Annotated in this window: 25 protein-coding genes; 12 read left to right on the forward strand and 13 right to left on the reverse strand. The window is 70.5% G+C overall.

The annotated features are described in order from the left end of the window. Positions 1–14: 14 nt before the first annotated feature. Together ACSFBC_RS26620 and ACSFBC_RS26625 are read right to left on the reverse strand one after the other, a co-directional pair. Positions 15–617 carry an OmpA family protein gene (locus ACSFBC_RS26620; RefSeq protein ID WP_435513337.1) on the reverse strand — a complete coding sequence of 201 codons (603 nt, stop codon included), beginning with the start codon at positions 615–617 and terminating at the stop codon, positions 15–17. Further along, on the reverse strand, positions 614–1,081 hold the full coding sequence (locus ACSFBC_RS26625) for a FecR family protein (RefSeq protein ID WP_435513338.1): 468 nt from the start codon (positions 1,079–1,081) through the stop codon (positions 614–616). Before ACSFBC_RS26625 ends, ACSFBC_RS26620 begins: the two co-directional genes overlap by 4 nt. A 101-nt stretch (positions 1,082–1,182) precedes the next feature. Between ACSFBC_RS26625 and ACSFBC_RS26630 the strand changes: the two genes are divergently transcribed. After that, positions 1,183–2,127: a cation diffusion facilitator family transporter gene (locus tag ACSFBC_RS26630; protein ID WP_435513339.1), complete on the forward strand. Its 945-nt coding sequence runs from the start codon at positions 1,183–1,185 to the stop codon at positions 2,125–2,127. Beyond that, on the forward strand, positions 2,124–2,564 hold the full coding sequence (dtd, locus tag ACSFBC_RS26635) for a D-aminoacyl-tRNA deacylase (RefSeq protein ID WP_435513340.1): 441 nt from the start codon (positions 2,124–2,126) through the stop codon (positions 2,562–2,564). Before ACSFBC_RS26630 ends, dtd begins: the two co-directional genes overlap by 4 nt. Here dtd and ybeY read toward each other — a convergent pair. Further along, a complete protein-coding gene (gene ybeY / locus ACSFBC_RS26640; RefSeq protein WP_435513341.1) occupies positions 2,561–3,013 on the reverse strand; it encodes an rRNA maturation RNase YbeY in 453 nt (150 codons plus the stop codon). The genes dtd and ybeY overlap by 4 nt on opposite strands. Next, a complete protein-coding gene (locus tag ACSFBC_RS26645) occupies positions 3,013–3,960 on the reverse strand; it encodes a PhoH family protein (protein WP_435513342.1) in 948 nt (315 codons plus the stop codon). The genes ybeY and ACSFBC_RS26645 overlap by 1 nt, the downstream gene beginning before the upstream one ends. A 31-nt stretch (positions 3,961–3,991) precedes the next feature. Here ACSFBC_RS26645 and ruvA point away from each other — a divergent pair, with 31 nt between their 5' ends. Both ruvA and ACSFBC_RS26655 read left to right on the forward strand, forming a co-directional pair. Further along, positions 3,992–4,564, forward strand: a complete 573-nt coding sequence (gene ruvA, locus ACSFBC_RS26650; RefSeq protein WP_435513343.1) for a Holliday junction branch migration protein RuvA — start codon at positions 3,992–3,994, stop codon at positions 4,562–4,564. Next, a complete protein-coding gene (locus tag ACSFBC_RS26655; protein WP_435513344.1) occupies positions 4,561–5,562 on the forward strand; it encodes a hypothetical protein in 1,002 nt (333 codons plus the stop codon). Before ruvA ends, ACSFBC_RS26655 begins: the two co-directional genes overlap by 4 nt. A gap of 12 nt (positions 5,563–5,574) precedes the next feature. Here ACSFBC_RS26655 and ACSFBC_RS26660 read toward each other — a convergent pair whose 3' ends face one another. From ACSFBC_RS26660 to ACSFBC_RS26690, 7 genes are all read right to left on the reverse strand, one after another. Then, positions 5,575–6,330, reverse strand: a complete 756-nt coding sequence (locus tag ACSFBC_RS26660) for a hypothetical protein (protein WP_435513345.1) — start codon at positions 6,328–6,330, stop codon at positions 5,575–5,577. A 187-nt stretch (positions 6,331–6,517) separates the two neighbouring features. Next, complete coding sequence (locus ACSFBC_RS26665; protein WP_435513346.1) at positions 6,518–7,471, reverse strand: phosphatidate cytidylyltransferase; 954 nt, start codon at positions 7,469–7,471, stop codon at positions 6,518–6,520. A gap of 3 nt (positions 7,472–7,474) precedes the next feature. Then, positions 7,475–8,158, reverse strand: a complete 684-nt coding sequence (locus ACSFBC_RS26670) for a lysophospholipid acyltransferase family protein (protein ID WP_435513347.1) — start codon at positions 8,156–8,158, stop codon at positions 7,475–7,477. 28 nt (positions 8,159–8,186) lie between these two features. Next, entirely contained in the window at positions 8,187–8,621 is a 435-nt protein-coding gene (locus ACSFBC_RS26675; RefSeq protein ID WP_435513348.1) for a hypothetical protein, read from the reverse strand. After that, complete coding sequence (locus tag ACSFBC_RS26680) at positions 8,618–9,937, reverse strand: phosphatase PAP2/dual specificity phosphatase family protein (RefSeq protein ID WP_435513349.1); 1,320 nt, start codon at positions 9,935–9,937, stop codon at positions 8,618–8,620. The genes ACSFBC_RS26675 and ACSFBC_RS26680 overlap by 4 nt, the downstream gene beginning before the upstream one ends. A gap of 129 nt (positions 9,938–10,066) precedes the next feature. Then, positions 10,067–11,836 (reverse strand): bifunctional alpha/beta hydrolase/class I SAM-dependent methyltransferase, encoded by a 1,770-nt coding sequence (locus ACSFBC_RS26685; protein ID WP_435513350.1) that lies wholly within the window; start codon positions 11,834–11,836, stop codon positions 10,067–10,069. 51 nt (positions 11,837–11,887) lie between these two features. Continuing rightward, positions 11,888–12,499 carry a CDP-alcohol phosphatidyltransferase family protein gene (locus tag ACSFBC_RS26690; RefSeq protein WP_435513351.1) on the reverse strand — a complete coding sequence of 204 codons (612 nt, stop codon included), beginning with the start codon at positions 12,497–12,499 and terminating at the stop codon, positions 11,888–11,890. A gap of 75 nt (positions 12,500–12,574) precedes the next feature. Between ACSFBC_RS26690 and ruvB the strand changes: the two genes are divergently transcribed. From ruvB to ACSFBC_RS26720, 6 genes are all read left to right on the forward strand, one after another. Next, complete coding sequence (gene ruvB, locus ACSFBC_RS26695; RefSeq protein WP_435513352.1) at positions 12,575–13,630, forward strand: Holliday junction branch migration DNA helicase RuvB; 1,056 nt, start codon at positions 12,575–12,577, stop codon at positions 13,628–13,630. Between the two features lie 160 nt (positions 13,631–13,790). After that, complete coding sequence (gene dmeF / locus ACSFBC_RS26700; protein ID WP_435513353.1) at positions 13,791–14,771, forward strand: CDF family Co(II)/Ni(II) efflux transporter DmeF; 981 nt, start codon at positions 13,791–13,793, stop codon at positions 14,769–14,771. Positions 14,772–14,825: 54 nt separating this feature from the next. Further along, entirely contained in the window at positions 14,826–15,704 is an 879-nt protein-coding gene (locus ACSFBC_RS26705; protein WP_435513354.1) for a UDP-2,3-diacylglucosamine diphosphatase, read from the forward strand. Beyond that, positions 15,704–16,885, forward strand: a complete 1,182-nt coding sequence (locus tag ACSFBC_RS26710) for a glycosyltransferase (protein WP_435513355.1) — start codon at positions 15,704–15,706, stop codon at positions 16,883–16,885. Before ACSFBC_RS26705 ends, ACSFBC_RS26710 begins: the two co-directional genes overlap by 1 nt. A 271-nt stretch (positions 16,886–17,156) precedes the next feature. Then, complete coding sequence (locus tag ACSFBC_RS26715; RefSeq protein WP_435513356.1) at positions 17,157–18,410, forward strand: metallophosphoesterase family protein; 1,254 nt, start codon at positions 17,157–17,159, stop codon at positions 18,408–18,410. A 3-nt stretch (positions 18,411–18,413) separates the two neighbouring features. Beyond that, positions 18,414–21,893 carry an ATP-binding protein gene (locus tag ACSFBC_RS26720; protein ID WP_435513357.1) on the forward strand — a complete coding sequence of 1,160 codons (3,480 nt, stop codon included), beginning with the start codon at positions 18,414–18,416 and terminating at the stop codon, positions 21,891–21,893. A gap of 4 nt (positions 21,894–21,897) precedes the next feature. Here the strand turns inward: ACSFBC_RS26720 and ACSFBC_RS26725 are convergent, their stop codons facing one another. Then, entirely contained in the window at positions 21,898–22,599 is a 702-nt protein-coding gene (locus ACSFBC_RS26725) for a helix-turn-helix domain-containing protein (protein WP_435513358.1), read from the reverse strand. Between the two features lie 97 nt (positions 22,600–22,696). Here ACSFBC_RS26725 and ACSFBC_RS26730 point away from each other — a divergent pair, with 97 nt between their 5' ends. Both ACSFBC_RS26730 and ACSFBC_RS26735 read left to right on the forward strand, forming a co-directional pair. Beyond that, positions 22,697–23,851, forward strand: a complete 1,155-nt coding sequence (locus tag ACSFBC_RS26730; protein WP_435513359.1) for an NAD(P)/FAD-dependent oxidoreductase — start codon at positions 22,697–22,699, stop codon at positions 23,849–23,851. A gap of 45 nt (positions 23,852–23,896) precedes the next feature. Beyond that, on the forward strand, positions 23,897–25,342 hold the full coding sequence (locus tag ACSFBC_RS26735) for a M81 family metallopeptidase (RefSeq protein ID WP_435513360.1): 1,446 nt from the start codon (positions 23,897–23,899) through the stop codon (positions 25,340–25,342). 59 nt (positions 25,343–25,401) lie between these two features. Here the strand turns inward: ACSFBC_RS26735 and ACSFBC_RS26740 are convergent. Next, positions 25,402–26,029: energy transducer TonB (locus tag ACSFBC_RS26740; protein WP_435513361.1), on the reverse strand; the 628-nt coding region annotated here is incomplete at its 5' end.

The following is a 26,029-nucleotide window of genomic DNA, read 5'->3' on the forward strand; positions in this document are numbered from 1 at the left end:
CTTCTTCTTCTTCCTCAGCGCACTTCGATCGTCACGCGCCGGTTGCGCGGTTCCACGGTCTCGTCGGAGGTCTGCACCGACAGTTCGCGTTCACCGCGGCCGATGGCCAGGATTCGGGCGATCGGAAAGCCGCGGTCTGCCAGCATCTGGCGCACCTGTTGGGCGCGCCGGCGCGACAGGTCGTCGTTCTGCTCGATCGAGCCGACGGTGTCGGTGTGGCCCGTGACCACGATCTCGCCGCCGCTGCGGGTCAGAGCCGCGGCCAGCGCCTCGGTCAGTGTGGACTGGGAGTCGCCGGCCAGGGCCGTCCCGCCCAGGTCGAAGAACACCGTGTAGCGCTGCGGGCTCGGCGGCCTGAGCTCGAACAGGCTGCGGTTCTCGGCGGCGACCTTGGCCGGGTCGGCCTGGTCGACGACCGGCGCGCCGGTGGCGCCGCGGGCCGCGGTGGCCCGTGCATAGGGTCTGTTGAGCGTTTCCTGGCCGCCGTTGGCGCTGACGATGACCGCTGACGCCGAGCCGTCGTCCTGTGGGAGCAGCACGACGCGGGTGGCGGGCGCGGTGCAGGCGGCGAGCAGAAGACTCAGCGCGAGCGCGGCAAGGAGACGAGAAGAAATCACGGTTGGGAATCTGCCTGCACGATGAAGTCGGTGCCGCGAATGCCGATGGTCGCGGTCTGGGTTTCGACGCGGATGGCGTCGGGGTGGGACTTGCCGATCAGGCCGGTGATCATGCGCATCGAGCCGCGCAGCAGCGAGACCAGCAGGCCGCCGTCGTGGGTGGTGGCATTGAAATGGAATTCCTTCACGTCCAGCCGCGACGAGGGACCGAGCACCATGGTGGTTCCGTCGCGCAGCACCACGCTGGCGGCCGAGTCCGGTCCGGTCACGATGCGGTCGATGGGCGACAGCGCATCGCCCGGCGTGGCCGGCCGCGCCGCGCCGCTGGAACCGAGCAGCTGCACGTCGCCACGCACGGACTTGACCGTTCCGGCTTGCTGTTCGGAGGGCGCGGCGCTCTGCGCGAACGCTGTGCTGCCGAGCACGGTCAAGGCGCAAAGAAAGGGCAGGTATCGGTTTTTCATGGTGGGGGGCAGGGTTGGCCCGTCATGGTAAGCGACCGGCCGGCGGGATTCCTCGCACCGCGATAATTCACGCCTCAACCGTGTGGCAGTACCGATCGACCGTGGTTCCAACTCCCGCTGACTCTTCTCGCAAGCCCCGTTGGGGGCCTTCGGCGCTGCTGCGGCTGTCGATCGGCGTGGCGCTGCTCACCATCGTGCTCAAGGGCGGCGCGGGCTACATCACCAACTCGATGGGCCTGATTTCGGACGCGATGGAGTCCTTCGTCAACCTCGCCAGCGCGATGTTCGCCCTCGCGATGGTGACCATCGCCGCCCGCCCGGCCGACGAGGACCACCCCTACGGCCACCACAAGGCCGAGTACTTCTCGTCCGGCTTCGAAGGCATTCTGATCATCGGCGCGGCCCTGGCGATCGGCTGGGTCTCGGTGGTGCGGCTGCTGTCGCCGCAGCCGCTGGAGCAGCTGGGCTGGGGGCTGGCGCTGTCGGTCGTCAGCTCGGCCTTCAATGCCGGTCTGGCCGTGATGCTGTTCCGCGCCGCGCGCGAGCACCGCTCCATCGCGCTCGAGGCCGACGGCCGCCACCTGGTGACCGACGTCTGGACCTCGGCCGCGGTGGTGGTCGGCATCGTCGCGGTGCACTTCACCGGCTGGCTGTGGCTCGATCCGCTGCTGGCCATCGGCGTGGCGCTCAACATCGTTCGCGAGGGCGCCAAGCTGGTGTGGCGCTCGTCGCAGGGCCTGATGGACCAGGCGCTCGATGCCGATTCGCTGGCCGCGCTGCAGGCGGCATTGGCGCGCTTCGCCGCCCTGCAGCCCGACGGCCCGCAACTGCGTTTCGACGACCTCGCGACGCGCAGCGCCGGCCAGCGCCGCTTCGCCGACCTGCACATGCACGTGCCGGGCGACTGGTCGCTGCAACGCGCCGCCGCACTGCGCGATGCGGTGGAGCAGTCGCTGATGGACGCGGTGCCGGGCCTGCGCGTGACCATCCAGCTGCTGCCGCTGGACATGGAAGCGCGCGCCGTGCAGATGGCGGCCCACGAATGAAGGCCGTGCTGCAGCGCGTGCGCGAAGCCCGCGTCGACATCGACGGCCAGACCGTGGGCGCGATCGGCCCGGGCCTGCTGGTGCTGCTGTGCGCCGAGCGCGGCGACAGCGACGCCGTGGGCGACCGGCTGCTCGCCAAGGTCCTCAAGCTGCGCATCTTTTCCGACGAGGCCGGCAAGATGAACCGCAGCCTGCAGGACATCGGCGGCGGCCTGCTGCTGGTGAGCCAGTTCACGCTGGCGGCCGACGTGAGCGGAGGCAACCGCCCGAGCTTCACCGGCGCCGCGGCGCCCGACGAGGGCCGGCGCCTCTACGACCGCTTCGTGGTGCAGGCCCGCGCCGCGCACCCGGTGGTCGCCACCGGCGTGTTCGCGGCCGACATGCAGGTGCACCTGGTCAACGACGGGCCGGTGACCATTCCGCTGCAGATGAGCTAGTAGGGGTTGGCGATTCCGAGTTCCGCCAGGATCTCGGTCTCGTAGGCCTCCATCTCCTCGGCATCGGCCTCGCTGGTCTCGTGGTCCCAGCCCTGCGCATGCAGCGCGCCGTGCACCAGCAGGTGCGCGTAGTGCGCGGCCAGCGTCTTGCGCTGTTCCCTGGCCTCGCGGGCCACCACGGGCGCGCACAGCACCAGGTCGGCCATCACCACCGGTTCCTGCGCATAGTCGAAGGTCAGCACGTTGGTCGCGTAGTCCTTGCCGCGGTACGCGCGGTTGAGCTGTTGGCCCTCCTCGGCATCGACGATGCGCACGGTGAATTCGCCATCGACCGCGAGCGCATGGCGCAGCCAGCGCGTGACGCTGTGGCGCGGCAGCGCGAGGCGGTGGCGCTCGGCGTCCTCGAAGCGCGCGAACTGCAACGAGAGGGAGAGCGCGGGCAGGGCCATCAACTCGTTCCCGCGCGCTTGCGCTGGCCGTCGTAGGCGTCGACGATGCGCGCCACCAGCGGATGGCGCACCACGTCGGCGCTGGTGAAGCGCGTGGTCGCGATGCCCTTGACCCGCTTGAGCACATGCTCGGCGTCGATCAGGCCGCTGAGCTGCGTCTTGGGCAGGTCGATCTGGCTCACGTCACCGGTGACCACCGCCTTGGCGCCGAAGCCGATGCGGGTCAGGAACATCTTCATCTGCTCGGGCGTGGTGTTCTGCGCCTCGTCGAGGATCACGAAGGCGTTGTTCAGCGTGCGCCCGCGCATGAAGGCCAGCGGCGCGATCTCCAGCGCATTGCGTTCAAAAGCCTTTTGCACCTTGTCGTAGCCCATCAGGTCGTGCAGCGCGTCGTACAGCGGGCGCAGGTAGGGGTCGACCTTCTGCGACAGGTCGCCGGGCAGGAAGCCCAGCCGCTCGCCGGCCTCGACCGCGGGCCGCGTGAGCACGATGCGCTGCACCGCGCTGCGTTCCAGCGCATCGACCGCGCAGGCCACGGCCAGGTAGGTCTTGCCGGTGCCGGCCGGACCGATGCCGAAGGTGATGTCGTGGGTCGCGATGTTCTCGAGATAGCTCGCCTGCGTCGGCGTGCGCGCGCGCAGATCGGCACGGCGCGTGACCAGCATCGGGCCGGCCTCGCCGTCGGCGGTCATGCCCGAGTCGCTGGCCAGCGTGAGCTGCACCACGGCGGGGTCGATCGGCCGCTCGGCGATCTCGTAGAGCGCCTGCAGCACCTCGAGCGCCTGGTCGGCGATGGCCTTGGGGCCCTCGATCTTGAACTGCTCGTGGCGGTGCGCGATCGTCACGCCCAGCGTGTCCTCGATGCGGCGCAGGTGCTCGTCGAGGGGGCCGCACAAGTGGCCGAGGCGCACGTTGTTGAGGGGCTTGAAGGTGTGGCGAACGATCAAAGGATAATTCCGGCTCTTGAGAAGGGCACCCATGATAGGCAAATTGACCGGCACGCTGGCCGAACGCAACCCACCGCAGGTGGTGGTCGACTGCAACGGGGTCGGCTACGAGGTCGACGTGCCGATGAGCACCTTCTACAACCTGCCGCACACCGGCGAGCGCGTGTCGCTGCTCACGCACTTCGTGGTGCGCGAGGATGCGCAGATTCTCTACGGCTTCGGCACCCCGGCCGAACGCACCGCCTTCCGCCAGCTGATCAAGATCTCGGGCGTCGGCCCGCGCATGGCGCTGGGCGTGCTCTCGGGCCTGAGCGTGGCCGAACTGGCGCAGGTCGTCACGCTGCAGGACGCGGGCCGGCTGGTGAAGATCCCGGGCATCGGAAAGAAGACCGCCGAACGCCTGCTGCTCGAGCTCAAGGGCAAGCTCGGCGCCGACATCGCGCTGCCGCACCACGACGTGTCGGATTCGCAGACCGACATCCTGCAGGCGCTGGTCGCGCTGGGCTACAGCGACAAGGAAGCGGCCGCGTCGCTCAAGGCCCTGCCCAATGACGTGGGCGTGAGCGACGGCATCAAGCTGGCCCTGAGGGCGCTGGCGAAATGAGCTGGCGCGGCGGGTGGCAACGTACCGCCGCCAAGGCCCGCACGGTCTACCCGCGCGGCGAAGCCCCGGGCTGGGTGGCGCTCTGGCAGCGGCTCGATCCGCGCCAGGAATCGCCCGAGGGCGATGCGATGCTGGGCCGGCTCGCGCTGATCTGCTGCGTGCCGCTCCTGATCGCTTACGGCAGCGCCGGACTGCTCTATGGCCACCTGGCCCTGCTCACGCCCGGTGGTTTCATCGACATGCCGGGCGCCTGCGCCTGGCTCACGGCCACGGCGAGTCTGGCGCTGGCCGTGGCCGTGATCGACGTGCTCGTGGCCGGCGACAGGCCCGGGCCCTCGGCACCGCCGCCGCGCAGCACCACCACCACCATCACCACCACGCACACGATCTGGCTGGCCCCCGGCCGTCCCCTGCGACAGGTCGCGCTCAGGACCGCGCTGCCGCCGGTGCCGCCGCCCCCGGCGCCCACCCGGCGGCTGCGCGCTGCGGGCTTCATCGTCGCGGCGATCGCCTGCGCGTCGGCGCTGGTGGGGCGCGGCCTGCTGGCGCTGGGCCTCGATGCCTTCGCCCGGCCGGTGATCGCGCTGGCGCCGCGCGCCGAATGGCTGCTGTGGCCGCTGCCCTCGGTGTGGTCGTGGCTGCTGCCTTTTGCGCGCGACGATTTCGTGCTCGGGCTGGTCGTCATCGGCATCGGGCTGTTCTTCTTCACGCAGTTCCTGGCCTGGCGCAAGGTGCGCCACGCGTGGCTGCCGCTCGCGCTGATCGTGCCGTTGTTCGTGGCGCTGGCGCATCTGGGTTCGGCCGCCTACGACTTCGCGGCGGCGCGCCGGCTCGGCGGGCTGCGCGATGCCGACCTGGTGTTCGCGCTCGCGGGCGACCCGGGGCGGCACAACGCCTACACCTTCCTCAGCCTGTGGGTGGCGATCGGCTGCGCCAGCGTCGGCCTGCTGATCGCCTTCCTGATCGCGCGTGGGGGCGTCCTCGACGACAACGACTGACGTCGCAAAGTCTCAGGCGGCGTAGCGCGCGATGCCCTTGAGATCGCCGACGAAGCGGTGCGTGCCGCTGTGGGTCACGGTCAGCCAGGGGCAGCCCCAGACCGTGCCGCCATGGTGGTTGACCAGATCGCAGAAATGGTGGTCCTCGCCTTGCAGCCGGCCTCCCACGGCCGTCGAGCGAAAGAACGAGTAGATCGGGTAGTCGGCAGCGTCATCGGATGACGCCGACAGCGTGGCCGCATCGATCAGGTGCAGAAGACAGTCGCGCGCGATCAGCATGATGCCGGTGCCGATGGCATCGACGCGCAGCGGCTGGGCGCCGATCTTCATGGTCTGCGCGTCGCCCGAGAGCTTGAACATGCCGGTGTAGTCGCCGGCGAGGTTGGCCAGCGCCGACGGGTCGATGTCGGGATGGGCCTGGACGATGGCCTTGATCCGGGTCCAGTCGATGCGCCGCTTCGGGCACATCGCCGCCACGACCTCGCGGTGCCGCCATTCGAACATCGCCGCCAGCTCCTCGACGTTGAAGCCCATGTCGTCGTCGATGAACAGCAGGTGGCTGGCGCTGGATTCCTTCAGGAACCGGTTCGCCAGGAAGTTGCGCGCGTGGTCGATGGCGCTGACGCCTTCCTGCAGCAGCAGTTCGAAGCCGATGCCATGCTTGAAGCAATGGGCCTGCAGTTCGCACAGCCCGACGACATAGGGCGACGCCATGGCGCCGTAGTGCGTGGGCGTGGCGATGGCCAGCGAGAAACTTCCGGTGTTCATGGATCGGTGGCCCCGCAGGGGCATGATGGCAAGGGGACGATCTGATCGGTGCCCCACTGCCGCGTCAACCGATGTTCGCGCACGCCACTATGAAATACGCGCGGCAGGCGCCGTGGCCCGTGCCCTCACTCGCTCTGCAGCCCCATCTCTTCTTCCATCGCGAAGCCCGCCTTCGGCCGGCGGGTGTTCAGGGCGTCCACCAATAGCGCAGCGCGTGGAAGAACACCGGCGCCGCGAACACCACCGAATCGAGCCGGTCGAGCATGCCGCCATGGCCTTCGATCATCGTGCCCCAGTCCTTGACGCCGCGGTCGCGCTTGATGGCCGACATCACGAGCCCGCCGAAGAAGCCCATGAGGCAAATGGTCAGCGCCATGAGCGCGGCCTGCCAGGGCGTGAAGGGCGTGGCCCAGGACAGCGCCGCGCCCAGCGCGGTGGCGCTCGCCACGCCGCCGATCAGGCCTTCCCAGGTCTTCGAGGGCGAGAGTTCGGGCGCGACCTTGTGCCGGCCGAACAGCTTGCCCCAGACGTACTGCAGCACGTCGCTGCCCTGCACCACGATCACCAGGAAGGCGATCAGCAGCAGGTTGCGGCCCTCGAAGCCGGGGATCTGCAGCGTGAGCAGGGCCGGCACGTGGCTGATGCAGAACACGCAGACCATCAGGCCCCACTGGATCTTTGACGTGCGCTCGAGAAAGCGCTGCGTGTCGCCGCCCACGGCCGCCAGGATCGGCAGCACCAGGAAGGCATAGACCGGGATGAAGATCGCGTAGAGCCCGTACCAGTCGATCCAGATCAGGAAGTACTGCACCGGCAGCGCGATGAAGAAGGCCACCGCGATCGCATGGTGGTCGCCACGCCGGGTGTAGGCCAGGCTCATGAACTCGCGCAGCGCGTAGAAGGAGATCAGGTAGAACAGCACGATCACGCCACCCTTGCCGAAGGCGAAGGCCAGGCCGATCACGGCCACCATCACCCACCAGGCATTGACGCGCGAATTGAGGTTGTCGATCACCGAATGCGGCTGGCCGTGCGCCACGCGCCACTTGAGCAGCGCGCCGATGGCCGAGGCCAGCACCAGCACGCCGAACACGCCGCCGAAGAGCATCAGCGTGGTCTGGGTCGAAGCGGAGATGTTCATGGCTCAGTCCTCCGCCTTGTCGTATTCGGGGCGCAATTCGAGCATCGCGGCGCGCGCGCGTGCGATGAAGGCGGTCTTGTCTTCGCCCTCGGCCAGCACCAGCGGCGCACCGTAGCGCACCGTGCAGGCCAGCGGGATCGGCACCAGCATGCCCTTGGGCAGTACGCGCTTGAGGTTCTCGATCCACACCGGCACCAGCCGCACGTTGGGGCAGGCGCGCGCCAGGTGGAACAGGCCGCTCTTGAGCGGCAGCAGCGTTTCGTCGCCGGTGTTGCGCGTGCCTTCGGGGAACATGATCAGCGAGTCGCCCGATTGCAGCGCCTGCGTCATCTGCTCGACCGGGTTGGGCGCGCCGGCCGCACCCATCGAAGCGGCGCCATCGCGCCGGATCATCAGCGCATTGAACACGTCCTCGCCGATGAAGCGGCGCAGCGCCGAGGCCTCCCAGTAGTCCTGGCCCGCGACCGGCCGCGTGAGCGCGCGCAGGTCGGGCGGCAGCGTGGCCCACAGCAGCACGAAGTCGCCGTGGCTCGTGTGGTTGGCGAAGTAGAGCGTCTGCTCGGCCTTGGGCCCGGTGCCCGACCAGAGGCCGCGCACGCCGGTCAGCAGCTTGGCCGCCCCCACGATCAGCCACGACGAGACGACGGCGGCGGCCTTGCGCAGGCCGCTGCGAGGAGAAGGGTTCATGGTGTCCAAGGGAAGAAGAGGGCGGTGTTCACCGCAGGTCCTGCGTCAGCAGCGCGAGAAGGAACATCACGCTCTGGCAGGCCACGGTGATGGCGTGGCGCTGCATCAGCTGGCGCGCGCCCGATGCCCGCGCGTTCAGGTCGCGCGGCGTGTCGGACGCGAAGCGCAGGCCCAGCTTCTGCAGCGCGAGGTCGAGCGTGCCCAGCGAGGCGATGGCGCCGCTGGCCAGGTCCTGGAACAGGCCGACGTCGAGGCGGATGCGCAGCGCCAGGTAGCGTTCGAGCACACCGATCACGGCCACGGCGCCGAAGCCCATGCACGACAGCAGCGACAGCGAGCGTCCGGTCAATGCGAGCACCGAGATCGCGACCAGGCTCAGGCCGAAGCCCCAGGCGGCAATGGCACCGGCGGCCTGCAGCAGGCGCGCGGTGGCGGCGCACAGCGAACGTTCGTGATCGGTCATGGCGTGCGAGTGTGCCGTGTCGCGAGGTCGAGCGCGCGCGTCCAGGCACTGCGCAGCACGATCTGCGGCCGGGCGCGGCGCACCTGCGCTTCGGCGTCGAGCGTGCCGTCGTGCAGCCGCAGCCAGGCGATCGTCGCCGCCGCACTGCGCGAGAAACCCAGCGCGCAGCAGACCCAGACGGCGTGGCCCGCCCGGCGACGGGCCTCGATGACCTGGGCCGCGCGGCGCAGCCGGTCGGGCGGCGGCACCACCAGGTCGAGCATCGGCAGGCAGTGCGTGCCCTCGACGCGTGGCAGCTGCAGCTCGGCGCACAGGCTCACGAGCTGCGGTCGGCCCGCGGCCTGCCATTCGGCGGGGCTCGGGATGCGCCCGAGCCGCAGGCCCGGTGCGACCTCGACCGAGGCCGGCAGGCGCCGTGTCCAGGCCCATGCATTGACCGCCGCGCCCAGCCGGTAGGGCGCGAAAAGCCAGCGCGCGGCCCAGCGCATGCGGCCGCGCCGGTCCATCTGGAAGCCGCGCGCGCCCAGCCCTGCGTAGTTGAGCGCCACCAGCGCCAGCGAGGCGGCCGGCCACGCGAGCCACAGGCCCAGCCCGCCGGTCGCCAGCGCGGCACCGAGAAAGATCAGCGCGCCGACACCGTACAGCGCCGCGAGCTTCCAGCGCTGCGGATCGCGCGCCAGCCGCCAACCCTGGCGCAGCGAGGCCACGCGTTCCAGCGGCCAGAGCCACACGCAGACCAGCCCGAGCAGAGCGCCGGTCGGGATGTCGATGAAGTGGTGCTGCCAGGTCGTGAGCACCGAGGCGCAGATCGCGAAAGCCCAGAGGTGCAGCACGAGCCGTGCCCACAGCGGACGGATGAACTGCCGGTACCAGTCCCAGAGGATCACCGCCAGCGCGATGTGCAGCGAGGGTGCCTGGTTGAAGGGCTGGTCGAAGCCGCGCAGCGCATCGAACAGAAAGGCCGGCGCACCGCTGACCGCGGGCTGGCCGAAGCTGAAGCGCAGCGGCCAGACCAGGAAGCAGCTCACCGCGATGACCGTGGCCGTGACCAGCCGCAGCGCATGCCGGTCCATCGTGTGCCTGTCGCGCGCGAGGAACAGCGACAGCGCGTAGAAGACGTTGATGGTCCAGTAGGGAAAGATGGTCCAGGGCCAGAAGGGGATGCCATGTTCCCAGTCGAAGGCCAGCGTCGGCACCACGGCGCGCGAGGCGGCCCACCCGTTGGCGAGGCCGTAGGTCGAATAGAACAGCGGCCCGAGCAGCACGAGCCAGGCGACGGCGCGTTTCCACAAGCCCTTGGCGAGCCACAGCTTCATCGGAACCCTCTGTTTCGGTGTTCAGCGCGGGACACCGCGGAACCGGCTTTGCCGGGCCGCCGGTGTCGCCCCCGGAGAGGGGGAGGGAGAAGCGACACGCAGTGCGCGAAGCCTGGGGGAGAGCCCATCTCAGTGGCCGGTGCGGATGGCCAGCGAAACGGTAAAGATTCCCCACTCGTCCACGCGCTGCGCGATCTTGCGGAAGCCCGCCTCCTCGACCAGCTGGTCCATCTCGGCCTGCGTGCGACGGCGCATCACCCAGGCTTCGCCCTGGCGGTGGCTGGTGAGCGCGCGCGCGATCATCTCCAGCTGCGGATGCCAGGGCTGGCCGGTGTAGACCAGGTAGCCGCGGTCTTCCACCGCGTCGCCCACGCCGGCCAGCGAGCGGCGCACCATCTCGTTGTCGGGGAAGAGTTCGTAGAGCCCCGACACCACGGCCAGCGTGGGCCGTGGCATCACGCTGGCCAGGCTGATGCGGTCGAAGGCATCGGCCTGCACGAACTTCGCGATGTCCTGCAGCTCCTTCTCGGCGATCAGCGCCGTGCCGTCGCGCACGTTGATGTCGCTGTAGTCGCGCAGCAGGATCGAGCTGGCCTTGACCGGGCTGGCGGCCACCGCGTCGAGCACGTAGCGGCCGTGGCCCGCGGCGATGTCCATCACGCGCACTTCGCGGTGCTGCCCGGCCAGGCGCTCCATGGCCTCGCGGATCAGTTCCTCGACGTGCACCTTGCGCTGGCGGATGCCGCGCCAGCCGATGGAGCTGAGGTAGGTCTTGTCGATGGAGCGGCCCAGTGCGCCCTTGCCGTCGGGCGCGTTGCGGTAGACGTAGTCGAGCGTGCTGCCAGAGTCGAAGCCGGTGTCGTGCCCGAGCTTCACGCCGCGCGAGAACATCCCGCCGAAGCGCAGCCCGGCGCGCGTGAGCGCCCAGTAGGCACCGCGCGGCGACCACGGCGACAGGGGCTCGGCCAGGGCGCGCGATTCGTCGGCGGTCGCGCCGTGGAGATGCGCCTCGCGCAGATCGACCGCGGGCACGGGCGCGTCGAATCGTTCGAGGATGAAGCCGCGGACCGCGGCCACCGCCGGCGCGCGATCGCGTTCGCCCAAGGTGTCGTGGAAGAAGCCGGGCAGTTCCAGCTTGGTCTTGACCGCGCTGCCCAGCCGCTCGAAGAAGCGGTGCTGCGGCGCGTGGTGCACCACCCAGTCGGAACCGGAGATCAGCAATTGCACCGGCAGCGTGATCGCGTTGGCGTCGGCCACCACGCGGTCGGCCGCGGCGTACAGGTCGAGCAGGATGTTGACCGCGATCGGGCGCGAGATCAGCGGGTCGCTCTCGTAGCTGGCGATGCGCTGCGGGTCGTGCGTGAGGAACTTGGCCTTCACGTAGCTGTTGACGAAGAACAGGCCACGCAGCTTGTGCATCAGCCCCAGGCCGGCGCGTGCGAAGGGCACGTAGAGCTTGACCTTGAAGGCCGGCGAGGCGAGCGTGAGGCCGCGCACCTTGGGCGCGTAGTCGTGGGCCCAGGTCGAGATCAGCACCGCACCCACGCTTTGGGCGATCACGTGCAGGTCGCGCTCCGGCACGCCATGCGCCGTGCCGATGTGCTCGACGAAGGTCTGCACGTCGCGCACCGAGGTCGCGAAGCTGGGGCTGTGGCCGCGCGGGCCGGGCGAGTGGCCGTGGCCGCGGGCGTCCCAGGCGAAGAAGTCGAAGTCGGGCAGGTCGAGTTCGTCGACCAGGTGCGCCATGCGCGCGCCGTGCTCGTGGCCACGATGGAACAGGACGATCGCGCCGCGGCGCACGGCCCCGGTGGCCGGCCAGTGGCGGTAGAACAGCGAGACGCCGTCATGCGTGTTGAAGTGCTGTTCTGTGAAGACGCGTGAAGTGATCTTGTCGGTCATGGAATCCCTGTGATTTTTTTGTGCGGGTTGGTCTTGTTGGTTTGGGACTGTTCAGGGCTGCGTCGTCGCCTCGGCCAGCGCGCGGCGGATGCGATTGACGATGGTCCAGGCCACCAGCGCGGCAAGCAGCGGCATCAGCCAGGCGGCGGCGGCCGGCAGCGGCCAGCCCAGCGCGACATAGAGGCCGAGCGCGCCGAACACGAAGGCGCGGTCGCTCTTGCCCAGCGGCCCGTCGTAGCGGCGCGAGGCACCGACCGTGGGGCCGAGGGCCCCGGCGAATTCGCTCAGGCCGGCCAGCACGATCACCGTGCCGACCCAGAAGGGACTGAAGGGCGCGACCAGCGCGAAAGGCAGGTACAGCGCCGCGTCGGACAGCACGTCGGTCAGTTCGTTGAGGAAGGCGCCCAGCGCGCTCTGCTGGCCGTGCTCGCGCGCCAGCATGCCGTCGATGGCGTTGAAGGCCATGCGCAGGAACATCCAGAGCGGGATCAGGGCGAAGAAACCGGCGCGCGGCGCCGCGAAGAAGAGCCAGAGGCCCAGCGCGACGGAAATCGCGCAGGCGGCCAGCGTGACCTGGTTGGCCGTCACGCCCGCTGCGTGCAGGCGCGCCACGAGCGGCCTCAACAAGGCCTGGAACCGGGGCTTCAGCTCATAGATGGACACGGGCTCCCCCTCTTTGTTGGACGCATCATTCTGCCGTCGGGCGGCCGACTAAACTGTCCGACAAATACCCGAATCATGACCATTCAGACCGACGATTTCGCCCCCGCACCGCCCCGCGTGGTGTCGGCCGCCCCCGCCTCGCCCAACGAGGAGGCGATCGAACGCGCGCTGCGGCCCAAGCTGCTCGACGAGTACGTGGGCCAGGCCAAGGTGCGGGAGCAGCTCGAGATCTTCATCGGTGCGGCCCGCCAGCGCGGCGAGGCGCTCGACCATGTGCTGCTGTTCGGCCCGCCCGGCCTGGGCAAGACCACGCTGAGCCACATCATCGCGGCCGAACTGGGCGTGAACCTGCGCCAGACCTCGGGCCCGGTGCTCGAGAAGCCCAAGGACCTGGCCGCGCTGCTGACCAACCTCGAGCGCAACGACGTGCTCTTCATCGACGAGATCCACCGGCTCAGCCCGGTGGTCGAGGAAATCCTCTACCCCGCGCTCGAGGACTACCAGATCGACATCATGATCGGCGAGGGCCCGGCCGCGCGCAGCATCAAGCTCGACCTGCAGCCCTTCACGCTGGTCGGCGCCACCACGCGCGCCGGCATGCTGACGAACCCGCTGCGCGACCGCTTCGGCATCGTCTCGCGGCTGGAGTTCTACACGCCCGAGGAGCTGGCGCGCATCGTCACGCGCAGCGCCGGCCTGCTCAAGGTGCCGATGGACCCGACCGGCGGCTTCGAGATCGCGCGCCGTTCGCGCGGCACGCCGCGCATCGCCAACCGGCTGCTGCGCCGCGTGCGCGACTACGCGCAGGTCAAGGGCGAGGGCCGGATCACCGAAGACATCGCGCACAAGGCGCTGGCGATGCTCGACGTCGACCCGCAAGGCTTCGACCTGATGGACCGCAAGCTGCTCGAGGCCGTGATCCACCGCTTCGACGGCGGCCCGGTCGGCCTGGACAACATCGCGGCCAGCATCGGCGAGGAGCGCGACACCATCGAGGACGTGATCGAGCCCTACCTGATCCAGCAGGGTTACCTGCAGCGCACGCCGCGCGGGCGCATCGCGACGCTGGCGGCGTACCGGCACCTGGGCGTGGCACCGCCGACGCGGGACGGCGACATGTTCGGCAGCTGAACAAGGCCCACCCCCGAAGGCTTGCCCACTTCGTGTGGCTGCGCCTTCCCCCTCAAGGGGGCGACACCGTTGGCCCGGCAAAGCCGGAGCCAAGGTGTCCCTGGCCCTTCTGCCGTATCGGGCAAGGGGTCGCTGGCATAGTGCGCGCCAAAGGAATTCCATGCACGCCCATGACCTCAGCGCCTGGCAGCACAGCCACCGCTTCGACACCGACAGCCGCCAGGCCGAGCGCAGTACCCGCCTCGTGATGTGGATCACCGTCGCCACGATGCTGGGAGAGATCGGCGCGGGCTGGTGGTTCAACTCGATGGCGCTGCTGGCCGACGGCTGGCACATGAGCTCGCACGCCTTCGCGCTCGGACTCAGCGCCTTCGCCTATGCGGCGGTGCGGCGCTATGCGGCCGATCCGCGCTTCGCCTTCGGCACCTGGAAGATCGAAGTGCTCGCGGGCTTCGCGAGCGCGTTGCTGCTGGTGGGGATCGCGGTCCTGATGGTGCTGGGCTCGTTGCAGCGGCTGTGGTCGCCCGAGCCCATCCACTACCGCGAGGCCGTCGTGGTGGCGGTGCTCGGCCTGCTGGTGAACCTGGTCTGCGCACGGCTGCTGGGTGGCGCGCACCATGCCGATCACGTGCACGACGACCACCACGGTCACGGCGATGGGCACGGCCACGCGCACGATCATGGCAAGGACCTCAACCTGCAGTCCGCCTACCTGCACGTGTTGGCCGACGCCGCCACCTCGGTGCTCGCGATTGCGGCGCTGGTCGGCGGCTGGCTCTACGGTTGGGCCTGGCTCGACCCGGTGATGGGCATTGTCGGCGCGGTGCTGGTGGCGGTCTGGGCCAAGGGCCTGCTGCTGCAGACCGGCCGCGTGCTGCTCGACCGCGAGATGGACCACCCGGTGGTCGAGGAGATCCGCGCGGGCGTCGAGCAAGGCCTGGCCGACTCGCACACCCGCGTGGCCGACCTGCATGTCTGGCGCGTGGGCCGCAACGCCTATGCGTGCGCACTCAGCGTGGTCACGCATTCGCCCACGCTCAGCGCCGACGAGGTGCGCGCGCAGTTCTCCATGCACGAGGAGATCGTGCATTCGACGGTCGAAGTGCAGCGCTGCAGCGACATCCACAGCCCCTGTCACTGAAGTTTCACGCCACCGCCGCGCGGCGGACATGCGCAGGGCCGAGGCTGCAGTCCCATGCAACGCGACGATGCCTTCCTTCGCGCATGGCGCGACACTGCGGCCCCCTCTCCCGAGACGGCCGATGATCCACCGACGCGGCCGCCGCTGCGTTACCGCACGCTGTGGATCTCCGATCTGCACCTCGGCACGCCGGGCTGCCAGGCGCATGCGCTGCTCGATTTCCTCAAGCACACCGAGTGCGAGACGCTCTACCTGGTCGGCGACATCATCGACGGCTGGCAACTGCGGCGGCAGTGGTACTGGCCGCAGGCGCACAACGACGTGATCCAGAAACTGCTGCGCAAGGCACGCAAGGGCACGCGCGTGATCTTCGTGCCGGGCAACCACGACGAGTTCGCGCGCAAGTACGTCAACCACGACTTCGGCGGCATCGAGGTGGTCGAGGACTGGGTGCACGAGACGGCCGACGGCCGCACGCTGTGGGTGATGCACGGCGACCTGTTCGACGGCGTGATCCAGTGCGCCAAGTGGCTCGCGCACGTGGGCGACTCGCTCTACGAATTCACGCTGCGGCTCAACCGCCACCTCAACTCGCTGCGCGCGCGCATGGGCCTGCCCTACTGGTCGCTGTCGCAGTACCTCAAGCTCAAGGTCAAGCGCGCGGTCAGCTACGTGGGCGACTTCGAGAACGCGGTGGCCCGCGAGGCGCGCCGGCGCGGCGTGCAGGGCGTGGTCTGCGGCCACATCCACCATGCCGAGATGCGCGACATCGACGGCATCCTCTACTGCAACGACGGCGACTGGGTCGAGAGCCTCACGGCGCTGGCCGAGCAGGCCGACGGCACGCTGGAGATCCTGCGCTGGGGCGAGCACATGCCGGTGGTCGCGCGCGCGGGCCGGGCCGCGCCCAAGCGGCAGCCGGTGTCGGCCTGATGGTCGACATGCTGCGCGCGCGCACGGTCGACCTGGTCTATCTCGATGCCGGCGGCGGCCACCGCGCCTCGGCGCTGGCGCTGCGGGCCGCGATCGCGCGCGCGGGCCTGCCCTGGACCGTGCGCCTGCTCAACCTGCGCGAGGTGCTCGACCCGACGCAGAAGTTCCGCCGCATGACGGGCATGGAGCCCGAGGACTACTACAACAAGCGCATCGCGCGCGGCTGGACCGCCGGGCTCGCACAGGAGCTCAAGCTGCTGCAGGCCATGATCCGCTGGTGGCACGGGCCGACCGTGCGGCTGATGCAGCAGCACTGGCTGGCCACCGAGCCCGACCTGGTCGTGTCGATGATCCCCAACTTCAACCGCGGCCTGCGCGAGTCGCTGGCCTCGGCCTTGCCCGGCGTGCCCTTCGCGACGGTGCTGACCGACCTGGCCGACCATCCGCCGCGCTTCTGGATCGACAAGGGGCTGGACCAGCACGTGGTCTGCGGCTCGGCCCATGCGCTTCAGCAGGCGCGCGACGCCGGCCTGCCTGCGACGCACATCCATGCCAGCTCGGGCATGTTGCTGCGCGACGATTTCTACGCGCCGCCGCCGGCCGACCGCGCGGCCGAGCGTGCGCGCCTGGGGCTCGACCCGGACCGGCCGACCGGCATCGTGCTGTTCGGCGGCCAGGGCGCGAAGGCCATGCTGGCCATTGCCAAGCGGCTGCCGGACACGCAGCTGATCCTGGCCTGCGGCCACAATGCCGCGCTGGCCAAGGCGCTCGCCGCGCTGCCCGCGCGTGCGCCGCGGCTGGTGCTGGGCTTCACGCCAGAGGTCGCGCGCACCATGCACCTGGCCGATTTCTTCATCGGCAAGCCCGGCCCCGGCAGCCTCAGCGAGGCGGTGCAGATGCGGCTGCCGGTGATCGTGGTGCGCAACCGCTGGACCCTGCCGCAGGAGCGCTACAACACGCAGTGGGTGCGCGAGCACGGGGTGGGGCTGGTGCTGCCCAGCTTCGCCAAGATCGACACCGCGGTGGCGCAGCTGGTGCGCGAACTGCCGCGCTACCACGCCGCCACCCAGCGCCTGGACAACCGCGCGGTGTTCGAGTTGCCAGCCATCCTCGAGCGCATCGTGGCCCAGGCCGACCTGCCGACGCCCGAGTTCCGCACCCCGGGCCTCAGCCGAAAGTGAAGGCGCAGGCCTGCGCGCCGGCCGCGGGGCCCGCCCGCCTGCACGGTCCGGCACCGCGCGCTCGCGCTTCGCGGTCCATTCGCCCCTCGGCGTCCATCGGCGGGTGCGCAGCAAGGGCTGCGTGTTCGCGCCGACTGAGGCGCGTCGCGCGTTCGCAGCGGTCATACTGAGGCCGTTCGATCGCGGCCCGCGGGCTGGACCGGCGGCCCTGCGATGGTTTGGGCAGGCTGCCGGAAACATCATCATCAGCCGACCCCATCAGCGAGGACGCATGAAATTCATTCATGCCGCAGACATCCATCTCGACAGCCCCCTGCACGGCCTGAGCGCGTACCCCGACGCGCCGGCCGCGCAGTTGCGCAACGCCTCGCGCGAGGCCTTCTCGCAACTGGTCGAGCGGGCCATCGAAGAGAACGTGGCCTTCGTGGTGATCGCCGGCGACTTGTACGACGGCGACTGGCGCGACCACAACACCGGCATCTTCTTCAGCAAGGAGATGGGGCGGCTGCAGCGCGCGGGCATTCCGGTGTTCCTGCTGTTCGGCAACCACGATGCCGAGAGCGAGATGACCAAGAAGCTCACGCTGCCCGACAACGTGAAGACCTTCTCGGCGCGCAAGCCCGAGGTGCACCGGCTCGACGGCCTGAAGGTCGCGCTGCACGGCCAGAGCTTTCGCGACAAGGCCATCACCGACAACCTCGCGCTGGGCTATCCCGCGCCCGTGCCCGGCTACTACAACATCGGCGTGCTGCACACAGCGCTCGAAGGCAGCGCGGCGCATGCCAACTACGCACCGTGCTCGCGCGCCGAGCTGCATGCGCGTGGCTACGACTACTGGGCGCTGGGCCATGTGCACGAGTTCCAGCACTGGCCCGAGGCCTCGCACATCGTGTTTCCCGGCAACCTGCAGGGCCGCCACATCCGCGAGACCGGCCGCCGCGGTGCGGTGCTGGTCACGGTGGAGGACGGGCAGACCCAGGTCGAGCGGCTGTACCTCGACGTGCTGCGCTGGGAGAGCGTGGTGGTCGACGCGTCGGCGTGCCTGTCGATGGGCGACGTGGCGCGCCAGGTCGGCCAGCAGCTCCACGCGCTGCTGGCGGTCGATGCCCAGGTGCCGCGCGCGGTGCGTGTCACGCTGCGCGGTCGCACGCCCGCGCATGGCGCGCTGTTCGGCAAGGCGCATGAACTGCGCGCCGAAGTGCTGGGGCAGATCGCCGCGATCGGCAACGAGCGGCTCTGGCTCGAGAAGGTCCGGCTCGCGACCGAGCCCGTGGTCGACCGGGTCGACATCGGCGCGCGCAGGGACGCGATCGCCGACCTGCAGGAGATCCTGGAAGAGGCCAGCGCCGACCCCGAGTTCCTGCAGAAGCTGCGCACCGAGCTGCAGCCCTTCTTCGCCAAGGTGCCGGCCGACGTGAAGGAGGACGTGCCCCTGCTCGCCATGGCGCGCGAGGGCGACTTCGGCCACTTGCTGCAGCAGGTCTCGCCGGCGCTGCTGGCCAGCCTGATGGATGGGGAGAAATAAGGCATGCGCATCCGGCAACTGCAACTGCTCAAGTACGGCAAGTTCGACGGCACGAGCCTCGACTTTCCCTCCAACACCGCAGGCGATTTCCATGTGGTGGTCGGCCCCAACGAAGCCGGCAAGTCGACCGTGCGCAATGCCATCACCGAGCTGCTGTTCGGCATGCCGCTGCGCACGCGGCTGGACTTCCGGCATGCGCTGGCCGAGATGCGGCTCGGCGGCGTGCTGCAGGGCGTGCCCGGCGAACTCGCCTTCCATCGCGCGCGCGGCCGCACGCCGCTGCGCACGCCGGCCGACGCGGTGATGCCCGACACGCAGCTCGCCCCCTTCCTCGGCACGGCCGACAAGGATTTCTTCGAGCAGATGTTCTGCATGGACCACGACCAACTGGTCGAGGGCGGCCGCAGCATCCTCGACAGTTCGAAGGACGTGGGCCGCGTGCTGTTCCAGTCGGCCGCGGGCATCGCGAGCCTCGGGCCGGTGCGCGAGGCGCTGGAAAAGCAGGCCGGCAATCTCTGGGCGCCGCGCAAGGGCAGCAGCGACTACGCGCTGGCGGCGCAGCGCTTCGACGAGGCGCAGGCCGAGCTCAAGAGCGCGCAGGTCAAGACCAAGGTCTGGACCGAGGCCAAGGCCGCGCTCGACACGGTGCTGGCCGACATCGCCACCGAGGAGCAGCGGCGCCTGGCGCTCGAAGCCTCGCGTTCCCGTCTCGAACGCGTGCGCCGGCTCGGGCCCAGGCTGCTCGAGATCCGCCGCCTCGAGACCGCCTGGGCCGAGCCCGGCGAGGTGATCGATTTCCCCGCGACCGCCTTGGCCGAATTGCAGGCGGGCGGCCAGGCGCTGTCGGCGGCCGAGGCGCTGTGCCAGGCGCGTGCACGCGACGTCGAGGCCCGGCGCGGCGAGCGCGGCGAAGTGTCCTTCGACCCGGCGGTGCTCGCGTTGCGCGCCGACATCGAGGCGCTCGACCGGATGCGCAGCCTGTGCGCCAACCACCCTCGCGACCTGCCCTTGCGCGAGGCCGAAGTCGATCGGCTGCTCGACGAGGCCCGCGCCGCCGCCGCGCAGCTGGGCTGGCCCGCGGGCGAGTCCGACATCCGCGCGGGCCGGCCGAGCGCATTGGCGCTGCAGGCCGTGGGCAACCTGCTGCGCGACCGCGGCGGCCTGCACCAGGCCCTGCGCGGCGCGCACGAGGCCGTGCGCCAGAAGACGCTGGAACGCGATGGCCTGCGGCAGGAACTGCAGGCATTGCCATCGGCGGAAGTCTCACCCGCGTTGCGCCAGGCACTGGCCGATGCGCTCGCGCTCGGCAACAGCCCGGCGCGGCAGCGGACCTTGGCCGCGGCCGTCGACACCGCGCAGGCCCGGCTCGCGCAGGCGCTGGCGGCGCTGGGGGCCTGGCGCGTGCCGGTCGATGCACTGCGCGCCATGGCCCTGCCTTCGCTGGCGCGGCTCACGGCGCTGCAACGCCAGCGCCACGATGCCGCGTCGGCCGTGGCGCATGCACGCGACAGGCACGCCGACCTGCAGGCGCAGGCCGAGCGTCATGCGCTGGCGCTGCGGCATTTCGAACAGGCCCATGCGGTGGTCACGCCCGAGCAGGTGCGCGCCGCGCGCGAGGGGCGCGATGCGGCCTGGGCCTCGGTCAAGGGCGGCGAGATCGCGTTGCACGAAGGCGCACCCCCGCTCGACGCCGCGATCCGCCGCGCCGACGAGCTGGTCGATGCGCAGCTGGGCTCGGCCACCGAGGTCGCGACCCTGCAGAGCACGCGGCAGAACCTGGCGCTGGCCGAGGCCGAGCGGGCGCGCCAGCACACGGTGCTGGCCGAACGCATGACGGCCCTGGCGACGCTCGACGCCGACTGGGCCGCGCTGGCCCGCAGCGTGGGCTGGGCCGACATGCCGCTCGACGATGCGGCGCAAGGGCTGGCACAGCGCGACGAAGCATTGGCTGCCCACGATGAAGCGGCCCTGCGGCAGCGCGAACGCGACGCGGAGGCCGCGGCCTGCCGCGATGCACAGGCCGCGCTCGCCGCTCCCTTGCAGGACGCGGGTGTCGACGTGCCGCCGTCGCTCACGCTGCCGGCGCTGTGCGCGCAAGCCGGGCTGCAGGTGAGCCAGGCCGACGGCACGCAGGCACGCCGCAGCGGCCTGGTGCAGCAAGGCACGCAGGCCCAGCGCGCACTCGATGCGCTGCAGGCCCATGCCGACGCGGCCACCGACCAGTACCGTCAATGGGAAGCGCAGTGGGCCGCGGCGCTGCGCAGCGCCAGGCTCGAAGGCGCGTCCGCCACCTTCGCCGAGGCCGAGGGTGCGGTCGCGCTGGCCCAGCAGGTCACCGAGCGGCTGGACCGGGCCGACCAGATCCGGCGCGAGCGCATCGACACCATGCGTGCCGATCTGGACCGGCTCGAGGCCGAGGCGCGTCGGCTCGGCGCGGCGGTCGAGCCGCAGGGGCCGGCGCTGGCGTTCGGCGACGGGCCCGAGGTGGCGTGGCGCCTGGCGCAGCGGCTGCGCGACACGGTCACGGCCGCCCAGCAGGCCGCGCTGGCGGAGGACGCGCTGCGCAAGGCGCAATCGGAACGCGACGCGGCCGAACTGCAGCGCGACACGGTGCGGGCGCAACTGAAGCCGCTGCTGGCGCTGGCCGGCGTGGCCTCGGTGGCCGAGGCCATCCCGCTGGTCGAAAAGTCCGACCGGCGCCGCGCGCTGCGCCGCGACCTGGACGACGCACGCGAAGCCTTGATCCGCGACGGCGACGGCCTCGAGCGCACGGCGATCGAAGCCGAGGTCGCCGCACAGGACCCGGCCGATGTCGCCGGGCTCGGCGAGCAGGCCAAGGGCGAACTCGCCGACGTGGCCGAGCGGCTCGCCGCACTGGTGCGCCAGCGTGTCACCGCCGAGCAGGCGCTGGCTGCCATCGCAGGGCAGGCCAATGCCGCGATCGCCGAGGCCAAGCGGCAGGAGGCGCTGGCCGCGATGGGCGACGTGGCCGAGCAATACCTCGAGGTCGCGACCGCCGGCAAGCTGCTCAAGTGGGCCATCGACCGCTACCGCGACCGCCAGCAGGGGCCGATGCTGCAGCGCGCGAGCACGGTGTTCGCCGAACTCACGCTGGGCGATTTCGTCAAGCTGGGCGTCGACTACGAGAAGGACACGCCGGCGCTCTACGCCAGGCGCCGCGGCGGGCCGGTGGTCGAGGTCGCGGGCCTGAGCGAAGGCACGCGCGACCAGCTCTACCTGGCGCTGCGCATCGCGGCGCTGGAGCTGCATCTGGTGAGCGCGCCGCCGCTGCCCTTCGTGGCCGACGACCTGTTCGTCAACTTCGACGATGCGCGGGCCCAGGCCGGCCTGCGCGTGCTGCGCGCGCTGTCGGCCCACACGCAGGTGGTCTTCCTCACGCACCATGCGCACTTGCTGCCGCTGGTGCGCGAGGTGTTCCCCGAAGGCGTGAACGTGGTGGAGCTGGCGCGCGACGCGGCCTGAGCGTTCAGGCGCGCGGCGTGCGCGGTGCGCGCTTCTTCGCGGCCGGCTTCCATGGCGCCGCCTCGGGCGCTGCCGGCAGCGAGACGCTGTCGCCCCAGGTCATGCCCAGGATCTTCGCCAGCTGCCGGCTCACGCTCACATAGGCGTGGCCGATGCGGCTGTCGAAGTAGAGGGAGTCGCCGCGGCCCAGGCGCAGCACCTCGCCGTGGTCGAAGTGCACGTCGATCTCGCCCGACAGCACATAGACGAATTCCTCGCCCGTGTGGCGCACGAAGTCCTCGGGACCGTGCACGCGGCGTGCGTGCACCGTGCCGACGATCGGACTCATCTGCTTGCCCACGGCCGTGGTGCCCAGGAACTCGTAGGCGATGGCCAGGCCGCGGTACACCACGCCCTGGCCCGCGCGCGTGACCACCGGGCCGGCCAGCGGTGCGGGCTTGACGCCGGCGCCCGCGAACATCGCGTTCATGTCCATCTCGAGCGCGCGGCCCAGCGCGGTGAAGTTCTCGTAGCCCAGCGCGAGCTGGCCGCGCTCGGCGCGCGAGATGGTGGTGATCGACACGCCCGAGCGTTCGGCCAGCTGGGCCAGCGTCCAGCCGAAACCCTTGCGCGCGGCGCGCAGGCGCAGGCCGAAAGCCGTGGGGTCCAGCGTGGGCGGCGCCTGCTTCGGTCGAGCGCCCTTCGGGGTCGCGGTGTGTGGATTCACGCGGATTCTTCTCTTCGGTAGTGCGCGGCCATTCTGCCAGCCGACCTTCGCGCGAATAAATTTGCGTATCCGCAAATTTATTCCTACACTTTTCACCATGAACATTTCCACTCATGCGCCGCTCGCGGCCGACTACCTCGTGATCGGCGGCGGCATCGCCGGCGCCTCCGTTGCCCACTGGCTGGCGCCGCACGGCCGCGTGATCCTGCTCGAACGCGAATCCCAGCCCGGCTACCACTCCACCGGCCGATCGGCCGCGCTCTTCATGGAAAGCTACGGCACGCCGCAGGTGCGAGCCCTCACGCTGGCCAGCCGCGCCTTCTTCGACCATCCGCCCGAAGGTTTCTCCGAGCATCCGTTGCTCACGCCGCGCGGCGCGATGATGGTCGCCAGCGAAGAGCACCTGCCGACGCTCGAGGCCCACTGGGAGGTGCTGCGCGCCATGGACATCGGCGCCGAGCGCCTGAGCCGCGAAGAAGCCCTGGCCCGCGTGCCCGCGCTGCGGCCGGAGCAGGTGGCTGCCGCGGTCTACGAGCCCGACGCGGCCGACATGGACGTGCACGCCATCCACCAGGGCTACCTGCGCGGCATGCGCAAGGCCGGCGGCCTGCTGGCCTGCGATGCCGACGTCACGGCGATCGAGCGCGTCGGCGAAGGCTGGCGCGTGACGGCCGGCGGCAAGGTCTACGAAGCGCCAGTGCTGCTCAACGCGGCCGGCGCCTGGGTCGACACCATCGCGCAACTGGCCGGCGTGCCGCCCATCGGCATCGAGCCGCGCCGCCGTTCGGCGCTGATCTTCGCGGCGGCCGAAGGCGCAGACACCGCGCAATGGCCCATGGTCTACAGCGCCGACGAAGGCTGGTACATCAAGCCCGACGCCGGCATGCTGCTGGGCTCGCCGGCCAACGCCGATCCGGTCGATCCACACGACGTGCAGCCCGAGGAGCTGGACATCGCCTTCGCGATCCACCGCATCGAGGAAGCCACCACGCTCAGCATCCGCCGCCCCACGCGCACCTGGGCCGGCCTGCGTTCCTTCGTGGCCGACGGCGACCTGGTCGGCGGCTTCGAGCCCTCGGCGCCCGGCTTCTTCTGGGTCGCGGCGCAAGGCGGCTACGGCATCCAGACCTCGGCCGCGATGGGCGAGGCCTGCGCCGCGCTGGCCCGCGGTCTGCCGCTGCCCGAGCGCATCGCGGCCTTCGGCCTGACCGAAGCCATGCTGGGCCCGCAACGGCTGCGCAAGGCCGACTGAACCGCGCCGCACCTTCCCTCCCACACCCACCTCAAAGGCCTCCTCATGCGAGTCTTCAGCGCAACGCTTGCGACCGAAACCAACACCTTTGCCCCGATGCCGACGGCCCTGTCGTCGTTCGAGGAAGCCGGCTACTACCCGGCCGGCCAGCATCCGGACCGGATGAGCATCTACGCGGGTCCGCTCTGGGCCGCGCGCCTGCGCGGTGCCGAGCGCGGCTGGCATCTGCAGGAAGGCGTGGTGGCGGGCGCGCAGCCCGGCGGCATCACCACGCGCCATGCCTACGAGACGCTGCGCGAAGAGCTGCTCGCCGACCTGCGCGCGGCGCTGCCGGTCGACATGGTGCTGCTGGGCCTGCACGGCGCGATGGTGGCCGACGGCTACGACGATTGCGAAGGCGACCTGCTCGAGCGCGTGCGCGCGATCGCCGGGCCCGACCGGGTGATCGGCGTGGAGATCGATCCGCACTGCCACCTGACGCCGGCCATGACAGCGAACGCCGACCTGATCGTCGCGTTCAAGGAGTACCCGCACACCGACATCCTCGAGCGCGGGATCGAACTGGTCGACCTCTGCGCCGCGATGGTCGAAGGCAGGATCGACCCCGTGGCCGCGGTGGTCGACTGCGAGATGATCGTCACGGTCCACACCTCGCGCGAACCGGCGCGTGGCTTCGTCGACCGCATCCAGGCGCTCGAAGGTCACGACGGCGTGCTGTCGATCTCGATCGCGCACGGCTTCTCGTGGGGCGACGTGCCCGACATGGGCACCAAGGTGCTGGTCTACGCCGACGGCGACGCGGCCAAGGCCCAGGCCCTGGCACGCCAACTGGCCGACGAGCTCATCGCGATGCGAGACGGCCTCAGCGTGCCCTACCCCGACATCGACAGTGCGCTCGACCAGGCCCTGGCTTTCGACGGCGGCCCGGTGGTGGTCTCCGACGGCGCCGACAACCCCGGCGGCGGTGCGGCCAGCGATGCCACCTTCATGCTGCGCCGGATGATCGAACGCGGCATCGGCGACGCGGCGCTGGGCCCGATGTGGGACCCGATCGCGGTGCGCATCGCCTTCGATGCGGGCGTGGGCGCGCGGCTGTCGCTGCGCATCGGCGGCAAGATCAGTCCGCTGTCGGGCGATCCGCTCGACCTGGTGTGCACGGTCAAGGCGTTGCGGCACGACCTGGTGATGAGCGGCCTGTCGGGCACGCCCGTGGCGATGGGCGACTGCGCACTGGTCGAGGCCCATGGCATCGAGATCGTGCTGGTCACGCGGCGCAACCAGGCCATGGGCACCGACCTGTTCACGCAACTGGACTGCGACCTGGCGGCGAAGAAGATCGTGGTGGTGAAGTCGTCGCAGCACTTCTACGCCTCGTTCTCCAAGGTCGCGAAACAGGTGATCTATGCCGGTGCGCCGGGCAGCGTGACGCTGGACCTTCGGACCTTGCCCTACCAAAAAGTACAGCGGCCGAAGTGGCCGCTGGAGGTGTAGAACTTCTGCGCCGAGCGCCCCGAAGATCGGGGCGCTCGTTCGGCTTCATTCACACGTTCTCACTCGAACTTGAAGATGAACTCCTGCGTGGCCAGGAGTTCGGCATCGCCGGTGGTCTGGCACTCGTACTTCATCATGGCCGCGCGCACCGCGCTGTGATAGACCCGCGGCCCCGAGAGCACGCGCACTTCCGTCACATGACCGCCCTTGATGCGTGCCTCGGCCGTGACCACGCCGTTGACGCCCTCGTCCAGCGCCTTGCGCGGCATCTGCGGCGCCACCTGCTTGGGGCAGGCCACCGCGATGTCGGTGGTGGTCGCCTTCGGGGGTGCGGGCGGTGCCGGCGGCGTGGGCGGCGCAGCCGGCGGCGGAGGCACGGCCTGCGTGCTCTGCACCGCGGTGATCGCGGGCGCCGAACTCACGGGCGGCGTCACGGCCGGCGGCGGCACGTAGGCCGGCCGCGGTGGCGGTGGCACCTTCGCCACTTCCTGCCGCACGATCTTCTTGGGAGGCGGCGGTGGCGGGGGAGGAGGCGGCGGCGGCGGCAGCTTGACCTCGGTGATGATGGTCGCCTCCATCGGCTTCTTGATCAGCTCGAGCGCATGCCCGCCCAGGCCCGAGACCAGGCCGTAGCCGATCAGGCCGTGGGCCAGCACCATCACGCCGATGCTCACCGGGCCGAAGCGG

The sequence above is a fragment of the Variovorax frigidus genome, assembly GCF_051216515.1.
In the GTDB taxonomy this organism is placed as follows: Bacteria; Pseudomonadota; Gammaproteobacteria; order Burkholderiales; family Burkholderiaceae_C; genus Variovorax.